Consider the following 18,821-nt stretch of genomic DNA (forward strand, 5'->3'; position numbering starts at 1 on the left):
GGAGGTGGCATGACGAACGTCGCACGGCTGCACTACGACGGCGGCCACGAGTGGCAGTGGCAGCAGCTCGGAGCCTGCCGCGGGGTGGAGGAGGCGCGCTTCTTCCACCCCGAGAACGAGCGCGGCTCGGACCGCGAGCGCCGCGAGGCGGGCGCCAAGCGCGTCTGCGCCGGCTGCGAGGTGCTCGAGCGCTGCCGCGAGCACGCCCTGGCCGTCCGCGAGCCCTACGGGGTGTGGGGCGGGCTCGGCGAGGGCGAGCGGCGCCACATCCTCACCGAGCGGCGCCGGCTGGGCCCCCGCACGCTCGGCGGCGACGACTAGGACGGGCGGGGCCGGGCCGGCCCCGCCCCCAGGCTGAGAACTCCCTGGGAAAGCCGCTCGGGCGTCCGGTGCGGGCCCCGGGGTGGGGCACACTGACCACCACCGACGACCCCCAGGACCGTCGACCCAGCACCGAGGAGCGTGGCCCGTGGCCGACTCACAAGCCCCCGACCCCGACGAGGTCGAGGCGGTCAACAACGAGACCGCCCGCAAGGCGCAGCGCGTCGTCGCCGCCTACGCGACCGACGCCGACGAGTGCCGGATGCTGCTCGACATGCTCGGCATCTCCCCCCTCACCGCTGCCTGACCGCGCACGGCCCGGGCGCCGCCTCGCCGTCCGGTGCGGCCCCCCGGCGGCGCACTAGGGTCGGGGTTGATCACCGCCCCCCAGCAGCGAGGTGCCCGCTCGTGCCCGATGCAGTACCTGCACCCCCGGCCGACGGCGCGGACTTCGTCGTCGTCGCCAACCGGCTGCCCGTCGACCTCGAGCGGCTGCCCGACGGCGGGACCCGCTGGAAGCGCAGCCCCGGCGGCCTGGTGACCGCGCTGGAGCCCATCCTGCAGGCCGAGGCCGGCGCCTGGGTGGGCTGGCCCGGGGTTCCCGACGTCGAGGGCGACGAGCTGGACCCGTTCGAGTCCGACGGCATCACCCTGCACCCCGTCCCGCTCTCCGCCGACGAGGTCGAGGACTACTACGAGGGCTTCTCCAACGGCACCCTGTGGCCGCTGTACCACGACGTCGTCGCGACCCCGGCGTTCCACCGGCACTGGTGGAACGCCTACGTCACCGTCAACCGCCGCTTCGCCGAGCACACCGCCCGGGTCGCCGCCCGCGGCGCCACCGTGTGGGTGCAGGACTACCAGCTCCAGCTCGTGCCGCGGTACCTGCGCGAGCTGCGCCCCGACCTGACGATCGGGTTCTTCCTGCACATCCCGTTCCCCCCGGTCGAGCTGTTCATGCAGCTGCCGTGGCGCACCGAGATCGTCGAGGGCCTGCTCGGCGCCGACCTCATCGGGTTCCACCTGCCCGGCGGGGCGCAGAACTTCCTCTACCTGTCCCGCCGCCTGGCCGGCCAGCCCGCCAGCCGCGCGGCGGTCGGGGTGCGCTCCAAGCCGGGCACGGTGCAGGTCGACGACCGCACCGTGCGGGTGGGCGCGTTCCCCATCTCCATCGACTCCGCCGGGCTCGACGCGCTGGCCCGCTCCGAGGCCGTGCAGCAGCGTGCGAGGGAGATCCGCGAAGAGCTGGGCAACCCGGCCCGGATCATGCTGGGCGTCGACCGGCTCGACTACACCAAGGGCATCGACGTCCGGCTCTACGCGCTCGGGGAGCTGCTCACCGAGGGCCGCGTGGCGCCGGAGGACACGGTGCTCATCCAGCTGGCCACCCCCAGCCGGGAGCGGGTGGACCACTACATCCGCATGCGCGAGGGCATCGAGCGCGCGGTGGGCCGGATCAACGGCGAGCACGGCAGCTTCGCCCGGCCGGTCGTGAACTACCTGCACCAGCCGGTGCCCAAGGACGAGCTGGCCGCCTTCTACGTCGCCGCGGACGTCATGCTCGTGACCCCGGTGCGCGACGGGATGAACCTGGTGGCCAAGGAGTACGTGGCCTGCCGCGCCGACAACGGCGGGGCGCTGGTGCTCAGCGAGTTCGCCGGGGCCGCCGCCGAGCTGCGCCAGGCCTACCTGGTCAACCCGCACGACCTCGACGGGGTCAAGGACGCGATGATCAGCGCGCTGGAGCAGGAGCCCGAGGAGGGCCGGCGCCGGATGAAGGCGATGCGCCGCCAGGTGATGACCCACGACGTGGACCGCTGGGCCCGCTCGTTCCTCGACGCGCTCGACCCGCAGCTCGCCGAGGACGCGGCCTCCTAGCCCTCCCGGGGGCAGACAGCAGGCTTCCAACCCCCCGGACGTTCCTGGGAGGGCGGGAAGCCTGCTACCTGCCGGTGGGGACCGTCAGTCGGGGATCATGTCGAACGTGTCGGGGTTGGGGCCGGTGCGGCCGTCCTCGCCCTGGTCCAGACCCTCGATGGCGCTCATGTCGGCGTCGGTCAGCGAGATGTCGAAGATGTCGAAGTTCTCGCGGACGCGCTCCGGCGTCGTCGACTTCGGGAAGATGATGTCGCCCCGCTTCAGGTGCCAGGCCAGGGTGACCTGCGCGGTCGACTTGCCCACGCGCTCGGCGATCTGCGTCAGCGTCGGGTCGTCGAGCACCTTGCCCTGCGCGATCGGGGACCACGCCTCGGTGGCGATGCCGTGCTCGGAGCCGTAGCTGCGCACCGCGTCGTTGTGGAAGTAGGGGTGCACCTCCACCTGGTTCACGGCGGGGACCAGGTCGGTCTCCTTCGCGAGGCGCTCGAGGTGCTCGACCTGGAAGTTGGACACGCCCGCGGCGGCGAGCTTGCCGGAGCGGTACGCCTCGGCCAGCACGTTCCAGGTGGAGACGTAGTCGCCGTCGTACTTCGTCGGCAGCGGCCAGTGGATGAGGAACAGGTCGAGCTGCTCGAGGCCCAGCTTCTGCAGCGACTCGTCCAGCGCGGCCCGGGCCTTGTCCGGCTCGTGGAAGCCGTTGTTCAGCTTCGAGGTGATGAACAGCTCGGAGCGGTCGAGCCCGGAAGCGGCGATGGCCTTGCCGACCTCGGCCTCGTTGCCGTACATCTGCGCGGTGTCGATGTGGCGGTAGCCGGCCTCGAAAGCGGTGAGCACGGCCTTCTCGGTGTCGGACGGGTCGATCTGGAACACGCCGAACCCGAGCTGCGGGATGGTCGTGCCGGAGTTGAGGCTGACGGTGGGGACTGCCATGGGGTGTTGCGTCCTCTCGATCGGGGTCCTGGTGAGCCGCTGCGGACGGCGACGCGGTGCGTCGCGGCGCGCGGTCGTACCCAGGGGAACCGGTGGGCCGGGGGGCTTTGTTCCGCCCCCGGTGATCCGAACGTAGGACGACCGTGCGGCTGCCGCCCGACGACGGCCGACCCCGCTACGGTCAACGGTGATGACCGCCGTCGGGAGTGCCGGGTTCGTCCTGGTCGCCAACCGGCTGCCCGTCGACCTGGTGCCGGGCGAGGACGGCACGACCACGTGGCGGCGCACCCCCGGCGGCATGGTCAACGCGCTCGAGCCGGTGCTGCGGGCGCGGGACGGCGCGTGGGTCGGCTGGGACGGCAGCGTCGACGGCACCGCCGAGCCGCAGCTGGTCGAGGGCCTGCGGCTGCACCCGGTGCCCTTCTCGCAGGCCGACGTCGACGACCACTGGGAGGGCTTCGCCAACACCACGCTGTGGCCGCTCTACCACGACGCGATCCACGCCCCCGAGTTCCGCAGGCACTTCTGGCACGGCCACGTCGAGGTGAACCGACGCTTCGCCGAGGCCACCGCCGCGGTCGCCGCGCCGGGCGCCACGGTGTGGGTGCAGGACTACCAGCTGCAGCTGGTGCCCAAGATGCTGCGGATGCTGCGGCCCGACCTGGTCATCGGCTTCTTCCTGCACATCCCCTTCCCCCCGGTCGAGCTGTTCCTGCAGCTGCCGTGGCGCACCGAGGTCGTCGAGGGGCTGCTGGGGGCGGACCTGGTCGGCTTCCAGCTGCCCGAGGGCGCCCGGAACTTCCTGCAGCTCGCCGCCCGGCTGACCGGGCACCAGGCCACCACCCGCGGGGTGGGCGTGCGCTCCCGGCCCGGGGTGGTGCGGGTGGGGTTCCGCAGCGTGCGGGTGGGCGCCTTCCCCATCTCCGTCGACGTCGCCGCGCTCGACGCGATGACCACCGACCCGGGCGTGCGGGCCCGCGCCCGGCAGATCCGCCACGAGCTGGGCGACCCGCGCACGCTGCTCCTGGGCGTGGACCGGCTCGACTACACCAAGGGCCTCGGGGTGCGGCTCACCGCGCTGGAGGAGCTGCTGCGCTCCGGCCGGCTCGACCCGGCCACCACCACCGTCGTGCAGCTCACCACCCCCAGCCGGGAGCGCGTCGAGGCCTACGCCCGCACCCGGGAGGAGACCGAGCGCCACGTCGCCAGCATCAACGGCGAGCTCGGCACCGTCACCCGCACCGTGGTGCACCACGTGCACCGCACCGTGCCCCGCGCCGAGCTGGTCGCCTTCCTGCTCGCCGCCGACGTCATGCTCGTCACCGCCCTGCGCGACGGGATGAACCTGGTCGCGAAGGAGTTCGTCGCCGCCCGGGCCGACCTGGGCGGCGCGCTGGTGCTCAGCGAGTTCGCCGGGGCCGCGACCGAGCTGGCGGGCGCCCACCTGGTCAACCCGCACGACGTCGACGGCGTCGCCGACGCGGTGGTCGCAGCCGCCACCGAGCCCCGCCGGGCGGCGCGGGCCCGGATGCGCGGGCTGCACCGCCAGGTCCGCACCCACGACCTCGACGGCTGGGCCGCGGGCTTCCTCGCCACCCTGGCCGAGTCCGCCCCCGGGCCACGGCCCCACGACCCGGGTGCGGACTCGGGTGCGCCGGGAGGGGCCGCGGACGGGTCGTAGACTGCACCGCGGTCCTGCCACCGTCGGCGTGCCCGTCGGCCCCGCGTCGCCAGTGCTGGCCCCCAGCGCTGTCCCGCCCGTGCTGCCCCGCCCGGTCCGGGCCGACGCCCCACCCGTCCCGAGAGGGTCCCCGTGAGCGCCGAAGACCTGCCCCTCGAGCTGCGCCGTGCGCTGGTGGCCGTCGCCCGCGTGCCGCGCCTGCTCGTCGCCTCGGACTACGACGGGACGATGGCGCCGATCGTCGACGACCCCACCGCCGCGCGGCCGCTGCCCGAGTCGGTGCGCGCCATGCGCGGGCTGGCCACCCTGCCCGCCACCAGCGCCGCCGTCATCTCCGGGCGCGCGCTGCGCGACCTGGCCACGCTCTCGCGGCTGCCCAGCGAGGTGCAGCTCGTCGGCAGCCACGGCTCGGAGTTCGACGCCGGCTTCGTCACCTCGCTCGGTGACGCGGCCACCGAGCTGCTGCACTCCATCAGCGACGAGTGCCGGGCCATCGTGGGCGGCCGGTCCGGCGTCAGCCTGGAGCTCAAGCCCGCCAGCGTCGCGGTGCACCTGCGCAACGCCTCCGCCGACCTGGCCGCCGAGGTGGTCGATGCCGTCCGGCAGGGCCCCGCCGCCCGCGAGGGCGTGCAGGTGACGGAGGGCAAGGCGGTCATCGAGCTGGCCGTCATCTCCACCGACAAGGGCTACGCGCTGGACGTGCTGCGCCACTCCGACGGGGTGAGCGCCGCGGTGTTCCTGGGCGACGACGTCACCGACGAGAAGGCCTTCCGCCGGCTGCACGGGCCCGACCTGGGCATCAAGGTCGGCGACGGGACCTCCGAGGCGCTGTTCCGCGTGGGCTCGCCGCAGGACGTGGCGACCGTGCTGGCGTTCCTGCTCGAGGAGCGGCGCACCTGGCTGCTCGGCGAGGACGCCCCGCCCATCGAGCGGCTCACCATGCTCGCCAGCCCGGACCAGGTCGCGCTGCTGACCCCGGAGGCGTCGCTGTGCTGGCTGTGCCACCCCGGCCCCGACTCGGCCGCGGTGTTCGCCGAGCTGCTGGGCGGCCCGTCGGCCGGGCACTTCGCCGTCGGCCCGGTGCGCGAGGCGCTGCCGCTCTCGCAGCGCTACGTCGACTCCACCATGACCGTCGAGACCCGCTGGGCCAGCCTGCTCGTCACCGACTACCTGTGCCACGAGGTCGGCCCCGGGGAGACCCGGCTGACCCGGGTGGTCTCCGGGACGGCCGCGGCCCGCCTCACCTTCGCCCCCCGCCCGGAGTTCGGGCAGGTCTCGGTGCGCCTGGTCGCCGAGGCCGACGGGCTGCGCGTCATCGGCCACAACGACCCGGTGGTGCTGCGCTCCCCCGGCGTCACCTGGGAGATCGTCTCCGACGGGGTGCAGGAGTCGGCCACCGCCGTCGTCGAGCCCGCGCAGGGCGACGTGGTGCTCGAGCTGCGCTGCGGCACCGACGACCTCGGCCCGCACGCCGTGGCCGAGCCGGAGCGCCGGGCCCGCGCCGAGGCCTACTGGCACGACTGGGCCGCGGGGCTGGAGCTGCCCGGCCTCAAGCGCGACCTCGTCAAGCGATCGGCGCTCACCCTGCGCGGGCTGGTGCACGCCGAGTCCGGCGCCATCATGGCCGCGGCCACCACGTCGCTGCCCGAGGAGATCGGCGGGGTCCGCAACTGGGACTACCGCTACTGCTGGCTGCGCGACGCGGCGCTGACCGCGCAGGGGCTGGTGACCACCGGCTCGACCGCCGAGGCCGAGGGCTTCCTCGCCTGGGTGCACGGCGTGCTGGAGACGCTGCCGGGGCCGGAGCGGCTGCACCCGCTCTACACCCTGGCCGGGGGCGGGCTGCCGCCCGAGGCCGTCATCGACTCGCTGCCCGGCTACGCCGGCTCGCGGCCGGTGCGGGTGGGCAACGCGGCCAACCAGCAGGTGCAGCTCGACGTGTTCGGCCCCGTCGTCGACCTGGTGGCCACCCTGGCCGACGCCCGCGCCGCGGCCGGCGACCCGCAGCCGCTGCGCGACGAGGACTGGGACCTGGTGCAGGCCATGGTGTCCGCGGTCGACCGCCGCTGGGCCGAGCCGGACAACGGCATCTGGGAGATCCGCGGGGCGCCGCGGCACCACGTCTACTCCAAGGTGATGTGTTGGCTGACCGTCCAGCGTGGGCTGGAGCTGGCGGAGCGCTACGGCCGGGAGGCCGCGCTGGGCTGGCCGGTGCTGCGCGACGTCATCGCCCGGCAGGTCACCGAGCGCGGCTGGAGCGAGGACGCGCAGTCCTACACCGCCGCCTACGACGGCACCGACCTCGACGCCGCGACCCTGCACATCGGCCTGCACGGGCTGGTCGACCCGACGGACGAGCGCTTCGCCGCCACCGTCACCGCGACCGAGCGCGAGCTGCGCAGCGGGTCGACGGTGTACCGCTACCACCACGACGACGGCCTGCCCGGCGGCGAGGGCGGCTTCCACCTGTGCGCGGCGTGGCTGGTCGAGGCCTACCTGCTCACCGGGCGGCGCTCGCAGGCGGAGGCGCTGTTCGCCCAGATCGTCGACGCGGCGGGGCCGACGGGGCTGCTGGCCGAGGAGTACGACCCGGTGGCGGAGCGCTCGCTGGGCAACCACCCGCAGGCGTACTCCCACATCGGGCTCATCCGCTGCGCCCAGCTCCTCGCCGCCGACGCCGGCTGACCGCCCCTCGCGCAGGTAGCGGGCTTCCTGCGCACGACCCCCCCGGGGGTCGGCGACAGGTAGCCCGCGACATGCGAGTCAGAGGCCGGAGAACCAGGCCTGCTGCTCGACGGCGGGGCCCGTGGTGGTGCCCACGACCAGCTCGGTGGGGAGCACGGTGGTGCGGGGCTCGCCGGCCTGCGGCCGGGTGACCAGCAGCCGGCCGGCCTCGCGGCCCTTGTCCTCCACCGGCTGGCGCACGGTCGTCAGCCCGGACCGCAGGGCCTCGTCCACGCCGTCGAAGCCCGTCACCGACAGCCGCCCGGGCACGTCGAGGTGCCGCTCGCGCGCCTCGGCCAGCGCCCCGGCGGCGAGCACGTCGGTGGTGCAGACCAGCGCCGTCACCCCCGGGTCGGCGTCGAGGGCCTGCGCCGCGGCCGAGCGCCCGGCGCTCTCCAGGTGGTCGAAGCGCTCGACGACGCGCACCCCGCTCATGGGCACGCCCACCGTCTCCAAGGCGTCGGCCACCCCCAGCAGCCGCTCGCGCTGCACGTGGAAGGTCGCCCGCCGCCACCGCGCCTCGTCGACCAGCCCGTCGTGGCGGTCGCGGCCCAGCCGCATGCAGAGCACGGCGATGCGGCGGTGGCCCAGGCCCAGCAGGTGCTCGGTGATGCCGCGCATCGCCGCCCGGTCGTCCACCCCGACGCGGTCCACCCCGGGCACGTCGCGGGGCTGGTCGCACAGCACGGTGGGCACGGGCCGGTCGAGCACCGCCTGCAGGTTGGGGTCGTCCCCGGCCACGGAGTACACGACGAAGCCGTCGACGCCGGCCGAGCGGACCGCGGTGGAGACCTCGTCGGCGTCGCGGCTCGGGTGCGCGGGCACCAGCAGCAGGCCCTGCCCGGCGTCCTCGCACGCCTCGGACAGCCCGGCCAGGAACTGCACCGCCGCCGGGTCGCGGAACGCGTAGGTCAGCGCCTCGCTGAGCAGCAGGCCGACGGCGCCGGCGCGGCGGGTGCGCAGCGACCGGGCCACCGGGTCCGGGCCGGGGTAGCCGAGCCGCTTGGCCTCGGCCAGCACCCGCTCGCGCAGCGCCGGGGAGAGCTGGTCGGGCCGGTTGTAGGCGTTGGACACCGTCGTCCGCGACACCTTCAGCTCGGCGGCGAGGGAGGCGAGGGTGGCGGGCCGTCGGGACCCCGGTGGTCGTGCCATGCGCCCACGGTATCGGTCAAGGGGGGACAGGAGCCCTGGTGACGGCCCCGCCACCCCTCACCTGACGATGACAACGGTTTCCATTACAGTCTGAGCGGCCCCCGTCCCGACCCCAGGAGCGACCACCGTGACCCGCCCGACCCCCCGCCTCGCCGCGCTCGCCGCCACCGGCGCCGCCACCTGCCTCGTGCTCGCCGGCTGCGCCGGGGGCACCACCGCCGCCGACGCCCCCACCGGCACCCTCTCGGTGGTCGCCTCCACCGACGTGTGGGGCAGCGTCGCGCAGGCCGTCGCGTTCGGCCTCGGCGACCGTGTGCGGGTGAGCAGCATCGTCAGCGACCCGGGGGCCGACCCGCACTCCTACGAGGCCAGCCCGAGCGACGCCGCCGCCGTGGCCGACGCCGACCTCGTCGTGGTCAACGGCGGCGGGTACGACCCCTACGTCACCGACGTGCTGTCGAGCACCGGGTCCGGGGAGAAGGCCGTCGTCACCGCGACCGACGTCCACGCGGCCACCGGCACGGAGCCGACGGACGACAACGAGCACGTGTTCTACGACGTCGCCACCGTCAACGGGGTCGCCGCCCGCATCGCCGAGGAGCTGGGTCGGCTCGACCCCGCCGACGCGGGCACCTTCACCGCCAACGTCGCCCGCTTCACCGAGGGGTCCAAGCAGGTCGCGGCCACGACCGAGCGCATCCGGTCGCAGCGCAGCGGCACGCAGGTGGCCCAGACCGAGCCGGTCGCGCACTACCTCCTCGACGCCGCCGGGGTCGTCGACGCCACCCCCACCGACTTCCTGCGAGCGGTCGAGGACGAGACCGACCCGCCCGCGGCCGCCGTCGCGGCCACCACCGACCTGCTGTCCGCGAAGCGGGTCGCCGCCCTGGTCGACAACACCCAGACCGAGAGCCCGGTGACCGAGCGGGTCCGCAGCGCCGCGCAGTCGGCCGGCGTGCCCGTGGTGGGGGTGACCGAGACGCTGCCCGCCGGGACCGCCGGCTGGGTGGCGTGGATGAAGTCCCAGGTCGACGCCCTGGCCACGGCCCTCGGGGTCGACGTGAGCACCCAGCCGTGACCCGCCCCGCCGGGCGCAGCGGGGACCCGGTGCAGGTCCGCGGGGGCCGGCTCGACCTCGGTGAGCGCACCCTGTGGTCGCAGCTGGACCTGTCCGTCGCCCGCGGGGAGTTCCTCGCCGTGCTGGGGCCCAACGGCTCGGGCAAGACGAGCCTGCTCAAGGTGCTGCTGGGCCAGCTGGGGCTCTCCGCGGGCACGGCCGAGGTCGTCGGGCGCGCCGCCCGCGCCGGCACCCCGGGGGTGGGTTACGTCCCGCAGCAGAAGGCGATCGACGAGGGGCTCACCCTGCGCGGCCGCGACCTGGTCGGCTTCGGCCTCGACGGGCACCGCTGGGGTCCCGGCCTGCGCGGCCGCGGCCGGCGCCGCGCCGACGTCGACGCCGCGCTGGCCTCGGTCGGGGCCACCCACCTGGCCGACGCCCCCGTCGGTCGGCTCTCCGGCGGCGAGCAGCAGCGGCTGCGCGTGGCGCAGGCCCTGGTCGGCTCCCCCGAGGTGCTGCTCTGCGACGAGCCGCTGCTCAGCCTCGACCTGGCCCACCAGCAGACCGTGGCCGGGCTCATCGACGCCCGCCGCCGGGAGGCCGGCACCGCCGTCCTCTTCGTCACCCACGAGATCAACCCGGTCCTGCCGCTGGTGGACCGGGTGCTCTACCTCGTCGACGGCCGCTTCCGCATCGGCCCGCCCGAGGAGGTGATGACCACCGAGGTGCTCACCGACCTCTACCGCGCCCCGGTCGACGTGCTGCGCGTCCGCGGCCGGCTCGTGGTCGTCGGCAGCGGGGACGCGGCCGACGCGGTGGGCACCCCGCTCGGCGAGCACTGCCACGCCGCCCCGCACGCCCCCGGGGCCGGGCTCGCCGGACGGGTCTCGTGAGCAGCCTGCTGCTGGCCGCGGACACCCCGACGGCCGGGGACAAGCTGGGCCAGCTGTTCTCCCAGGTGACCGACGTCGCCACCACCGCCGACCTGCTCGGCCGCGGGTTCGTCCAGCAGGCGCTGCTGGCGGCCGCGCTGCTGGGCCTGCTGGCCGGCGCCCTGGGTCCGATCATCGTGAGCAGGCAGATGTCCTTCGCCGTCCACGGCACCTCCGAGCTCTCGCTGACCGGGGCCTCGGCGGCGCTGCTGGTCGGCGTCGGCGTGGGCACCGGCGCCATCCTCGGCTCGGTGCTGGCCGCGGTGCTGTTCGGCCTGCTGGGCTCGCGGGCCCGGGAGCGCGACTCCGTCATCGGCGCGGTGATGAGCTTCGGCCTCGGGCTGTCGGTGCTGTTCCTGTGGCTCTACCCGGGCCGGGCGTCGAACAAGTTCTCCCTGCTCGTCGGCCAGATCGTCGGGGTCGACTCCGGCGGGCTGACCCTGCTGGCGTGGCTCTCGGCCGCCGTCGTCGTGGTCCTCGTCCTCATCCACCGGCCGCTGCTGTTCGCCAGCTCCGACCCCGACGTCGCGGTGGCCCGCGGGGTGCCGGTGCGGGCGCTGAGCATCGTCTTCGCCGTCCTCGTCGGGGTCGCCGCCGCCCTCGGCGTGCAGATCGTCGGGGCGCTGCTGGTGCTCTCGCTGCTCATCACCCCGGCCGCGGCCGCCGCGCGGGTGACGGCCAGCCCGTGGCGCGCGACCGTGCTGGCGGTGCTCTTCGCGGAGGTCTCGGTGGTCGGCGGCATCGTGCTGTCCCTGGCCCCGGGGGTGCCCGTCTCGACGTTCGTCACCGCCATCTCGTTCGCCATCTACCTCGTCTGCCGGGGGGTCGGCGCGGTCCGCGCGCGCTCCGGGGACGGCCGCGGGGTCCCCGGGGCGGGCCGTCGGGTGCCGGAGGCCGTCGGGCCGTGAGGGTGCCCGCTGCGTCCGGTTCGCCCGCGGGGCCGCTGTGGTCTCTGGCACCATCGGCACGGTGATGACCCGTCGAGCGTCCCGCCCCCTCGTCCTCGCCGCCGGCGCCGTGCTGGCCCTGACCGCCGCGTGCGGCGGGTCCGACGAGGCGAGCTCGACGGCGGCGACCACCTCCGGCAGCACCGCCCCGTCGTCGAGCGGTGCGTCGAGCGCGTCGGCGACCCCGACCTCGAGCGCGCCGCCCACCTCGGGCGCACCGTCCTCCGGCGCGGGCGCACCCAGCGGGTCGGTCGGCGCCGCCACCCCGCCGCCGGCCCCCGGGCTGACGATCCCGCCGGGCCTGCCGACCACGGGCGGCGACGGCGGCACGGCCCCGGGCGCCACCGACCCCGGCAGCGTCCCGCAGATCGCCGAGGTGGACCCGGCCAAGGGCCAGTCGTTCCTCGACGCGCTGCACGCGGGCGGCATCCCGGCCGGGCCCGCCGACGTGTTCATCGGGCAGTACGCGCCCGTCATCTGTGCGTCGCTGGCCGACGGGGCGAGCCCGGACGAGGTGCGCAGCCAGCTCCTCGGCGTCGGCGAGCTCTACCGCTCCATCTCCCCGCTCAGCGCGGAGCAGGTGGCCGACGTGATGCTCAGCTCGGCGCAGCGCACCTACTGCTAGCAGGCTCCCCGCTGGCCAGCCGCGTCGGCTCAGCCCAGGCGGCGCAGCCGGGCGACCTCGGCCAGCACGACCCCGGCGGCCACCGAGGCGTTGAGGCTCTCGACCGGCCCCGCCATGGGGATGCCGACGGTGGTGTCGCAGGTCTCGGCGACGAGGCGGGACAGGCCCTTGCCCTCCGAGCCGACGACCACCACGAGCGGTCCGGTGGCCAGGCCCGTCGCGGCCAGGTCGTCGGTGGTGGTGGGGCCGGCCGCGTCGAGCCCGACGACCTGCAGCCCGGCCGCGGCGTAGTCCTTGAGCGCCCGCGTCAGGTTCACCGCCCGGGCCACCGGGAGCCGCGCGGCGGTGCCCGCGCTGGTGCGCCACGCGACGGCGGAGACGCTCGCGCTGCGCCGCTGCGGGATCAGCACGCCGTGCCCGCCGAAGGCCGACACCGAGCGGATGACGGCCCCGAGGTTGCGGGGGTCGGTGATGTTGTCCAGCGCGACCACCAGCGGGGCGGTGCCGGAGCGTCGCGCCCGGGACAGCAGGTCGTCCGGGTGGGCGTAGGTGTAGGCCGGGACCTGCAGCGCCACGCCCTGGTGCATCTTGTTGGCGCTCATGCGGTCGAGGTCGGTGCGGGGCACCTCGAGGATGGCGATGGAGTGCTCCGAGGCGTACCGGACGGCCTCGTCGAGCCGCTCGTCGGACTCGGTGCCGACGGCGACGTAGAGCGCCGTGGCGGGCACCCCGGCGCGCAGGCACTCCACGACGGGGTTGCGGCCCAGCACCACCTCCGGGCCCTCGGCCGCCTTCGCCCCGGCGGGCCGGCTGCTGCGCGTGGGCGCGCCCGAGCCCGCGGCGGCCTTGCGGGCCCGCTTTGCCGCCGGGTGGTAGGTGCGCTGCTCCTTGGGCGGGGTCGCGCCCCGCGCCTCGAGCCCGCGGCGCCGCACCCCTCCCGAGCCGACGACCGGACCCTTCTTGGTCGTCGCCTTGCGGACCGCGCCGCGCCTGCGTGAGTTGCCGGCCATGAGCTATCCGTCCGTCGGGGTGACGGTCCACTCCGGACCGTCGGGGGTGTCGGTGATGTCGATGCCCGCCGCGGACAACCGGTCCCGCACGGCGTCGGCCGTCGCGAAGTCCTTCACCGCGCGGGCGGCGGCCCGCTCCTCGAGCTGGGCGGCCACCAGCGCGGCCAGCGCGTCGTGCTCGGCGCCGTGGTCACCGGCGCCCGCCCACGGGGCGGCGAGCGGGTCGAGGCCGAGCACGTCGAGCATCGCCCGCACGCTGCCCGCCGCCCCCAGCGCGGCGGCGTGCTCGCCCGCCTCGAGCGCGGTGTTGCCCTCGCGCACGCAGCCGTGCACCGCGGCCAGGGCCGCGGGCACGCCCAGGTCGTCGTCCATGGCGGCGGTGAAGTCGGCGCAGAACGGGCCCGGCTCCGGGGTGGTCCCGGTGCGGTCGACCACCCGCGCGAGGAACGCCTCGAGCCGCCGGTAGGCGACCGCGGCCTCCTGCAGCGAGGCCTCGGTGAACTCGATGCTGGACCGGTAGTGGGCGGCGACGAGGTAGTAGCGCAGCTCCTGCGGGCGGACCCGCTCGAGCACGGCGGGGACGCTGAGCACGTTGCCCAGCGACTTCGACATCTTCTCCCCGCCCAGGGTGACCCAGCCGTTGTGCAGCCAGGTGCGGGCGAAGCCGTCGCCGGCCGCGACGCTCTGGGCCAGCTCGTTCTCGTGATGGGGGAAGACCAGGTCGAGCCCGCCGCAGTGGATGTCGAACTCGGCGCCCAGGTAGGCCTCGGCCATCGCGGAGCACTCCAGGTGCCAGCCGGGTCGGCCGTCGCCCCACGGCGTGGGCCAGCTCGGCTCGCCGGGCTTGGCGGCCTTCCACAGCGTGAAGTCGCGGTGGTCGCGCTTGCCCGCGCCGGCGGACTCGCCCTGGGCGACGTCGTCGACCTTCTGCCCGGACAGCGACCCGTAGGCGGGGAAGGAGCGGACGTCGAAGTACACGTCGCCCGCCGCGGCGTAGGCGTGCCCGGCGGCGACCAGGCGCTCGATGAGCGCGACCATCTGGGTGACGTGGCCGGTGGCCCGCGGGGAGACCGACGGCGGCAGCACGCCGAGCGCAGCGTAGGCGTCGTCGAACGCGCGTTCGTGGGTGGCGGCCCACTCCCACCAGGGACGGCCCGCCTCGGCGGCCTTGGCCAGGATCTTGTCGTCGATGTCGGTGACGTTGCGGACGAACAGCACGTCGACGCCCTGCGCGGTCAGCCAGCGGCGCAGCACGTCGAACGCGACCCCGCTGCGCACGTGGCCGATGTGGGGCACCCCCTGCACCGTGGCGCCGCACAGGTAGACCGACACGCGTCCCGGGGTGACGGGCACGAGCTCACGGCGCTCGCGCGTCGCGGTGTCGACGAGGTGCAGACTCACGACGGGCCATGCTACCGGCGGGGCGCTCGCCTCCCCGCCGCGTCGCCGCCCCCGTCCGGGCACCGGGAAGTGCGCCCCGCGCGGCCCCGGGGGGTGCTCCCACACCGCAGAGTGCGCCCGCCGCGGTGGGTGAGGCGCCGGGTCAGGCGCCGGCCGGGAGCAGCAGCGCGGTGGCCACGGCCGCAAGTCCCTCGCCGCGACCGGTCAGGCCGAGCCCGTCGGTCGTCGTCGCCGACACCGACACCGGCCCGCCCACGGCCGCGGAGAGCACGTCCTGCGCCTCTGCCCGCCGCGGCCCGATCTTGGGACGGTTGCCGATGACCTGCACCGCCGCGTTGCCCACCTGCCAGCCCGCCCCGACCAGCAGCCGGTGCACCTCGCCGAGCAGCGCCACCCCCGACGCCCCCGACCACTCCGGGCGCCCGGTGCCGAACACCGAGCCGAGGTCGCCGAGCCCGGCCGCGGAGAGCAGCGCGTCGCACAGCGCGTGAGCGGCGACGTCGCCGTCGGAGTGCCCGGCGCAGCCGTCGTCGTCCGGGAAGTGCAGCCCCGCCACCCAGCACGCGCGACCCACCTCGACGGGGTGCACGTCGGTGCCGATGCCGACCCTCACGCGCGCACCGCCGCGGCGAGGACGGCGTCGGCGAGCAGCAGGTCCAGCGGGGTGGTCACCTTGAACGCCAACGGGTCCCCGGCCACGGTCACCACCGCCACCCCGACGCGCTCGGCGTGCCCGGCGTCGTCGGTGGCCACGTGCGCGTCGTCGGCGTGCGCGGCCACGAGCGCCTCCCGGGTGAAGCCCTGCGGGGTCTGCACCGCCCGCAGCTCGGTGCGGTCCACGGTGGACACCACGGCCCCCGTGGCGTCGACCCGCTTGACGGTGTCGACGACGGGGAGCACGGGCACCACGGCCTGCGCCCCGGCCCGCAACGCCTCGACGACGCGGACGACCACGGCGGGCGGGGTCAGCGCCCGCGCGGCGTCGTGCACCAGGACGTGGGTGGGCACCGCGGGCCCGGCGAGCGCGCGGGCCAGCCCGGCGCGGACGGAGTGCGAGCGCTCGAGACCCCCGGCCACCACGACCGCGCCCGGGCCCAGCAGCGCGGTGGCGTCGTCGACCAGGGCGGCAGGCACGACCACCACGACCTCGTCGACGACCCCGCTGGCGTGCAGCCCGTCGACGCAGCGCCGCAGCAGGCTGGTGCCCGCGACCTCGACGAACGCCTTGGCCACCCCGGCGCCGAGCCGGGTGCCGCTGCCCGCAGCGGGGACGAGCGCCACCACCCGGGTGGGGGTGGTGGCGCTCGGTGGAGCTGTGTCCCGCGCGGTGGCGGGCAGGCCGGTCAGGAGGCCTCGGCCAGGATCCCGTCGAGCATGAGCTCGGCCTTGGTCTCGTCCGTGCCCTCGGCCAGGGCCAGCTCGCCGACCAGGATCTGGCGGGCCTTGGCGAGCATCCGCTTCTCCCCGGCCGAGAGGCCGCGGTCCTGCTCGCGGCGCCACAGGTCGCGGACGACCTCGGCCACCTTGTTCACGTCACCCGAGGCCAGCTTCTCGAGGTTCGCCTTGTAGCGGCGCGACCAGTTGGTCGGCTCCTCCGTGTGCGGGGCCCGCAGGACCTCGAAGACCTTGTCCAGGCCCTCCTGCCCCACGACGTCCCGGACGCCCACGTACTCCGCGTTGTCCGAGGGCACCCGGACCGTGAGGTCGCCCTGGGCGACCCGCAGGACCAGGTACTCCTTCTCCTCACCCTTGATGGTGCGCGTCTCGATCGCCTCGATCAACGCCGCACCGTGGTGGGGGTAGACGACCGTCTCTCCGACCTTGAAAATCATGTGTCTCGCAGCCCCTTTCGCTGAGGCCAGTCTAACACGCCCCCCACCTGCGGTTGAGCCGTCGTCGCAGGTCAGCGGCCTGCAGCCGCCGGGGGCCGGGCTTGACAGGGAGATCGATCCGTGCCTCCACCCCCGGCGCCACCACCCCCCGGGGCCGCGTGGTCGCGCGCGCACTAGGCTGGCGGCCCGGTGCGCACCACCCGCGGTGCCGCCTGCGCATGGGAGGTCTCTCGTCGTGAAGCCGACACCCGCCGCGAGCCCCGTGCGTCGCGCCCCGCTCGCCGCCGCGGCCGCCGCGGCCGGGCTGCTGCTGCTCACCGGCTGCGGCGCCGGCCAGGTCGCCTCCACCACCAGCCAGGTCGCCGCGGTCAACGGCGGGTCGGCCAGCCAGGCGCAGGTCTCGCTGCGCGACGTCGTCATGGTCTACCCGCCGACGGAGAACGCCACCTGGCCCGCCGGGTCGGACGTGCCGCTGTCGTTCACCCTGTCCAACACCGCGGACGCCGCCGACACCCTGGAGCGCGTGAGCACCCCGGCCGCGTCGAGCGTCGAGGTCAGCGGCACCACGACGATCCCCTCGCGCTCCGCCGTCGTCGCGCTCGAGGGCGGGCAGGGCTCCCCGCAGGGCGCCGACCCCTCCGCCGCCGGGACGGCCCCGGGCGACGCGCTGTTCGCCGGCACCCTCGAGGTCACGCTCAAGGGCCTCACCCAGCCGATCACCTCCGGCCTGACCGCGCAGGTCACCTTCACCTTCGCCAAGGCCGGGGACATCACCGTCCCGGTGCCGGTCGCGGCCGCGGAGTACGAGCGCAGCGAGGGCACGCACGACGGCCTGAGCTCCGACAACAGCGGCTAGCCACCCGCGCGCCCCGGCGGGACTGTCGGGGCCCCGTCGTAGCGTCCACGCCGTGGCCCGTCCCCGAAGCACCTTCCGCTGCACCCACTGCCAGCACGTCGTCGGCAAGTGGGTCGGCCGCTGCCCGGAGTGCGGCGAGTGGGGGTCTGTCGCCGAGGTCGCCGGGCTGGCCGCCGTCGGCGGGGGTGCGCAGCCGGTCGCGGTGCCCACCCGGGCGGCGCAGCGGCTCACGGCTGTCGACGTCACCGCGGCGCAGGCGCGGCCCACCGGGGTCGGCGAGCTCGACCGGGTGCTCGGCGGCGGCCTCGTCGACGGCTCCGTCGTGCTGCTGGCCGGGGAGCCCGGGGTGGGCAAGTCGACCCTGCTGCTCGAGGTGGTGCGCTCCTGGGCGGTGGGCCCGCCGGACGGCCGCAGCGGCACCGCGCTCTACGTCACCGGGGAGGAGTCCGCGGCCCAGGTGCGGCTGCGGGCGGAACGCACCGGGGCGGTGCACGAGAGCGTGTGGCTGGCCGCGGAGAACGACCTGGCCACCCTGCTCGGCCACGTCGACGCGGTGGGCCCGGACCTGCTCGTCGTCGACTCCGTGCAGACCATGCACGCGGCCGGGACCGACGGCGCCAGCGGTGGCGTCGCCCAGGTCAAGGCCGTGACGGCCGCGCTGACCTCGCTGGCCCGGGCGCGCGGGCTGCCCGTCGTGCTGGTCGGGCACGTGACCAAGGACGGGGCCATCGCCGGTCCCCGCTCGCTGGAGCACATGGTCGACGTGGTGCTGCACTTCGAGGGCGAGCGGCACTCCACGGTGCGGATGGTCCGGGGGGTGAAGAACCGCTACGGCGCCGCGGACGAGGTCGGCTGCTTCGAGCTGCACGACAGCGGGATCGCCGAGGTCACCGACCCGTCGGGGCTGTTCCTGGCCCGCCGCACCGAGCCGGTGCCGGGCACCGCGGTCAGCGTGCGGATGGAGGGCACCCGGCCGCTGCTCGGCGAGGTGCAGGCCCTGGTGGCGGGCACCGGGATGAGCTCGCCCCGGCGCGCGGTGAGCGGGCTGGACTCCGCCCGTGTGGCGATGGTGCTGGCCGTCCTCGAGCGCCGGGCCGGGCTGGTGCTGCACGACGCGGAGGTCTACGCGGCCACCGTGGGCGGGATGCGCACCACCGAGCCGGCGGCCGACCTGGCCGTGGCCCTCGCGGTCGCCTCGGCCAAGCTCTCCCGTGCCGTGCCCGCCGGCCTGGTGGTGGTCGGGGAGGTCGGCCTGGCCGGGGAGATTCGCCGGGTGGCCGGCACCGGGAGACGGCTCGCCGAGGCGCGGCGGCAGGGCTACACCCACGCCCTGGTGCCCCCCGGCTCGGACGCCCCGCCCGACGGGATGCGGGTGCGCGAGACCTCCGACGTGGCCGCCGCACTGGCCGTGCTCACCCGCTGACCCCGGCCGGGCGGGTCAGCGGCCGATCACCGACGGCGGGGCCGCGGACCGT

The 18,821-nt window shown here is 75.7% G+C and carries 17 protein-coding genes and 1 pseudogene; 11 read left to right on the forward strand and 7 right to left on the reverse strand.

Features of this window, described 5'->3' with window-relative positions; genetic code table 11:
• Nucleotides 1-9: 9 nt before the first annotated feature.
• From ACYVOF_RS16645 to ACYVOF_RS16655, 3 genes and pseudogenes are all read left to right on the forward strand, one after another.
• Complete coding sequence (locus tag ACYVOF_RS16645; protein WP_460868392.1) at nt 10-321, forward strand: WhiB family transcriptional regulator; 312 nt, start codon at nt 10-12, stop codon at nt 319-321.
• Nucleotides 322-469: 148 nt separating this feature from the next.
• Entirely contained in the window at nt 470-628 is a 159-nt protein-coding gene (locus ACYVOF_RS16650) for a hypothetical protein (protein ID WP_460868394.1), read from the forward strand.
• 101 nt (nt 629-729) lie between these two features.
• A pseudogene (locus ACYVOF_RS16655) lies at nt 730-2,166 on the forward strand (alpha,alpha-trehalose-phosphate synthase (UDP-forming)); the annotation flags it as partial.
• Between the two features lie 117 nt (nt 2,167-2,283).
• Here ACYVOF_RS16655 and ACYVOF_RS16660 read toward each other — a convergent pair.
• On the reverse strand, nt 2,284-3,129 hold the full coding sequence (locus ACYVOF_RS16660; RefSeq protein WP_460868396.1) for an aldo/keto reductase: 846 nt from the start codon (nt 3,127-3,129) through the stop codon (nt 2,284-2,286).
• A 190-nt stretch (nt 3,130-3,319) separates the two neighbouring features.
• On the opposite strand from ACYVOF_RS16660, the gene ACYVOF_RS16665 reads away from it, so the two are divergent.
• Both ACYVOF_RS16665 and otsB read left to right on the forward strand, forming a co-directional pair.
• Nucleotides 3,320-4,810, forward strand: a complete 1,491-nt coding sequence (locus tag ACYVOF_RS16665) for an alpha,alpha-trehalose-phosphate synthase (UDP-forming) (RefSeq protein WP_460868398.1) — start codon at nt 3,320-3,322, stop codon at nt 4,808-4,810.
• 132 nt (nt 4,811-4,942) lie between these two features.
• A complete protein-coding gene (gene otsB / locus ACYVOF_RS16670; RefSeq protein WP_460868400.1) occupies nt 4,943-7,495 on the forward strand; it encodes a trehalose-phosphatase in 2,553 nt (850 codons plus the stop codon).
• A gap of 78 nt (nt 7,496-7,573) precedes the next feature.
• Here otsB and ACYVOF_RS16675 read toward each other — a convergent pair whose 3' ends face one another.
• Nucleotides 7,574-8,686 (reverse strand): LacI family DNA-binding transcriptional regulator, encoded by a 1,113-nt coding sequence (locus ACYVOF_RS16675; protein ID WP_460868402.1) that lies wholly within the window; start codon nt 8,684-8,686, stop codon nt 7,574-7,576.
• 127 nt (nt 8,687-8,813) lie between these two features.
• On the opposite strand from ACYVOF_RS16675, the gene ACYVOF_RS16680 reads away from it, so the two are divergent.
• The 4 genes from ACYVOF_RS16680 (at nt 8,814) to ACYVOF_RS16695 (ending at nt 12,247) form a co-directional block, all read left to right on the forward strand.
• Nucleotides 8,814-9,764: a metal ABC transporter solute-binding protein, Zn/Mn family gene (locus ACYVOF_RS16680; protein WP_460868403.1), complete on the forward strand. Its 951-nt coding sequence runs from the start codon at nt 8,814-8,816 to the stop codon at nt 9,762-9,764.
• Between the two features lie 29 nt (nt 9,765-9,793).
• The gene (locus ACYVOF_RS16685) at nt 9,794-10,636 is read left to right on the forward strand and encodes a metal ABC transporter ATP-binding protein (RefSeq protein WP_460868504.1); all 843 of its coding nucleotides are present in this window, start codon (nt 9,794-9,796) and stop codon (nt 10,634-10,636) included.
• A gap of 11 nt (nt 10,637-10,647) precedes the next feature.
• Nucleotides 10,648-11,583, forward strand: a complete 936-nt coding sequence (locus ACYVOF_RS16690) for a metal ABC transporter permease (RefSeq protein WP_460868506.1) — start codon at nt 10,648-10,650, stop codon at nt 11,581-11,583.
• A 64-nt stretch (nt 11,584-11,647) separates the two neighbouring features.
• Nucleotides 11,648-12,247 carry a DUF732 domain-containing protein gene (locus ACYVOF_RS16695; protein ID WP_460868508.1) on the forward strand — a complete coding sequence of 200 codons (600 nt, stop codon included), beginning with the start codon at nt 11,648-11,650 and terminating at the stop codon, nt 12,245-12,247.
• Between the two features lie 29 nt (nt 12,248-12,276).
• Here ACYVOF_RS16695 and rlmB read toward each other — a convergent pair whose 3' ends face one another.
• The 5 genes from rlmB to ACYVOF_RS16720 all read right to left on the reverse strand — a co-directional run bounded on the left by rlmB (nt 12,277) and on the right by ACYVOF_RS16720 (nt 16,490).
• Complete coding sequence (gene rlmB / locus ACYVOF_RS16700; RefSeq protein WP_460868405.1) at nt 12,277-13,257, reverse strand: 23S rRNA (guanosine(2251)-2'-O)-methyltransferase RlmB; 981 nt, start codon at nt 13,255-13,257, stop codon at nt 12,277-12,279.
• A gap of 3 nt (nt 13,258-13,260) precedes the next feature.
• Entirely contained in the window at nt 13,261-14,658 is a 1,398-nt protein-coding gene (gene cysS / locus ACYVOF_RS16705) for a cysteine--tRNA ligase (RefSeq protein WP_460868407.1), read from the reverse strand.
• A 142-nt stretch (nt 14,659-14,800) separates the two neighbouring features.
• Entirely contained in the window at nt 14,801-15,271 is a 471-nt protein-coding gene (ispF, locus tag ACYVOF_RS16710) for a 2-C-methyl-D-erythritol 2,4-cyclodiphosphate synthase (RefSeq protein WP_460868409.1), read from the reverse strand.
• The gene (gene ispD, locus ACYVOF_RS16715; protein WP_460868410.1) at nt 15,268-15,942 is read right to left on the reverse strand and encodes a 2-C-methyl-D-erythritol 4-phosphate cytidylyltransferase; all 675 of its coding nucleotides are present in this window, start codon (nt 15,940-15,942) and stop codon (nt 15,268-15,270) included. Before ispD ends, ispF begins: the two co-directional genes overlap by 4 nt.
• 59 nt (nt 15,943-16,001) lie before the next feature.
• On the reverse strand, nt 16,002-16,490 hold the full coding sequence (locus ACYVOF_RS16720) for a CarD family transcriptional regulator (protein ID WP_460868412.1): 489 nt from the start codon (nt 16,488-16,490) through the stop codon (nt 16,002-16,004).
• A gap of 235 nt (nt 16,491-16,725) precedes the next feature.
• Between ACYVOF_RS16720 and ACYVOF_RS16725 the strand changes: the two genes are divergently transcribed.
• Both ACYVOF_RS16725 and radA read left to right on the forward strand, forming a co-directional pair.
• Nucleotides 16,726-17,346 (forward strand): copper chaperone PCu(A)C, encoded by a 621-nt coding sequence (locus ACYVOF_RS16725; RefSeq protein WP_460868414.1) that lies wholly within the window; start codon nt 16,726-16,728, stop codon nt 17,344-17,346.
• 52 nt (nt 17,347-17,398) lie between these two features.
• Nucleotides 17,399-18,769: a DNA repair protein RadA gene (gene radA, locus ACYVOF_RS16730; RefSeq protein ID WP_460868416.1), complete on the forward strand. Its 1,371-nt coding sequence runs from the start codon at nt 17,399-17,401 to the stop codon at nt 18,767-18,769.
• The last annotated feature ends 52 nt before the right edge of the window (nt 18,770-18,821 follow it).

Source organism: Rhodococcus aerolatus (assembly GCF_054783215.1).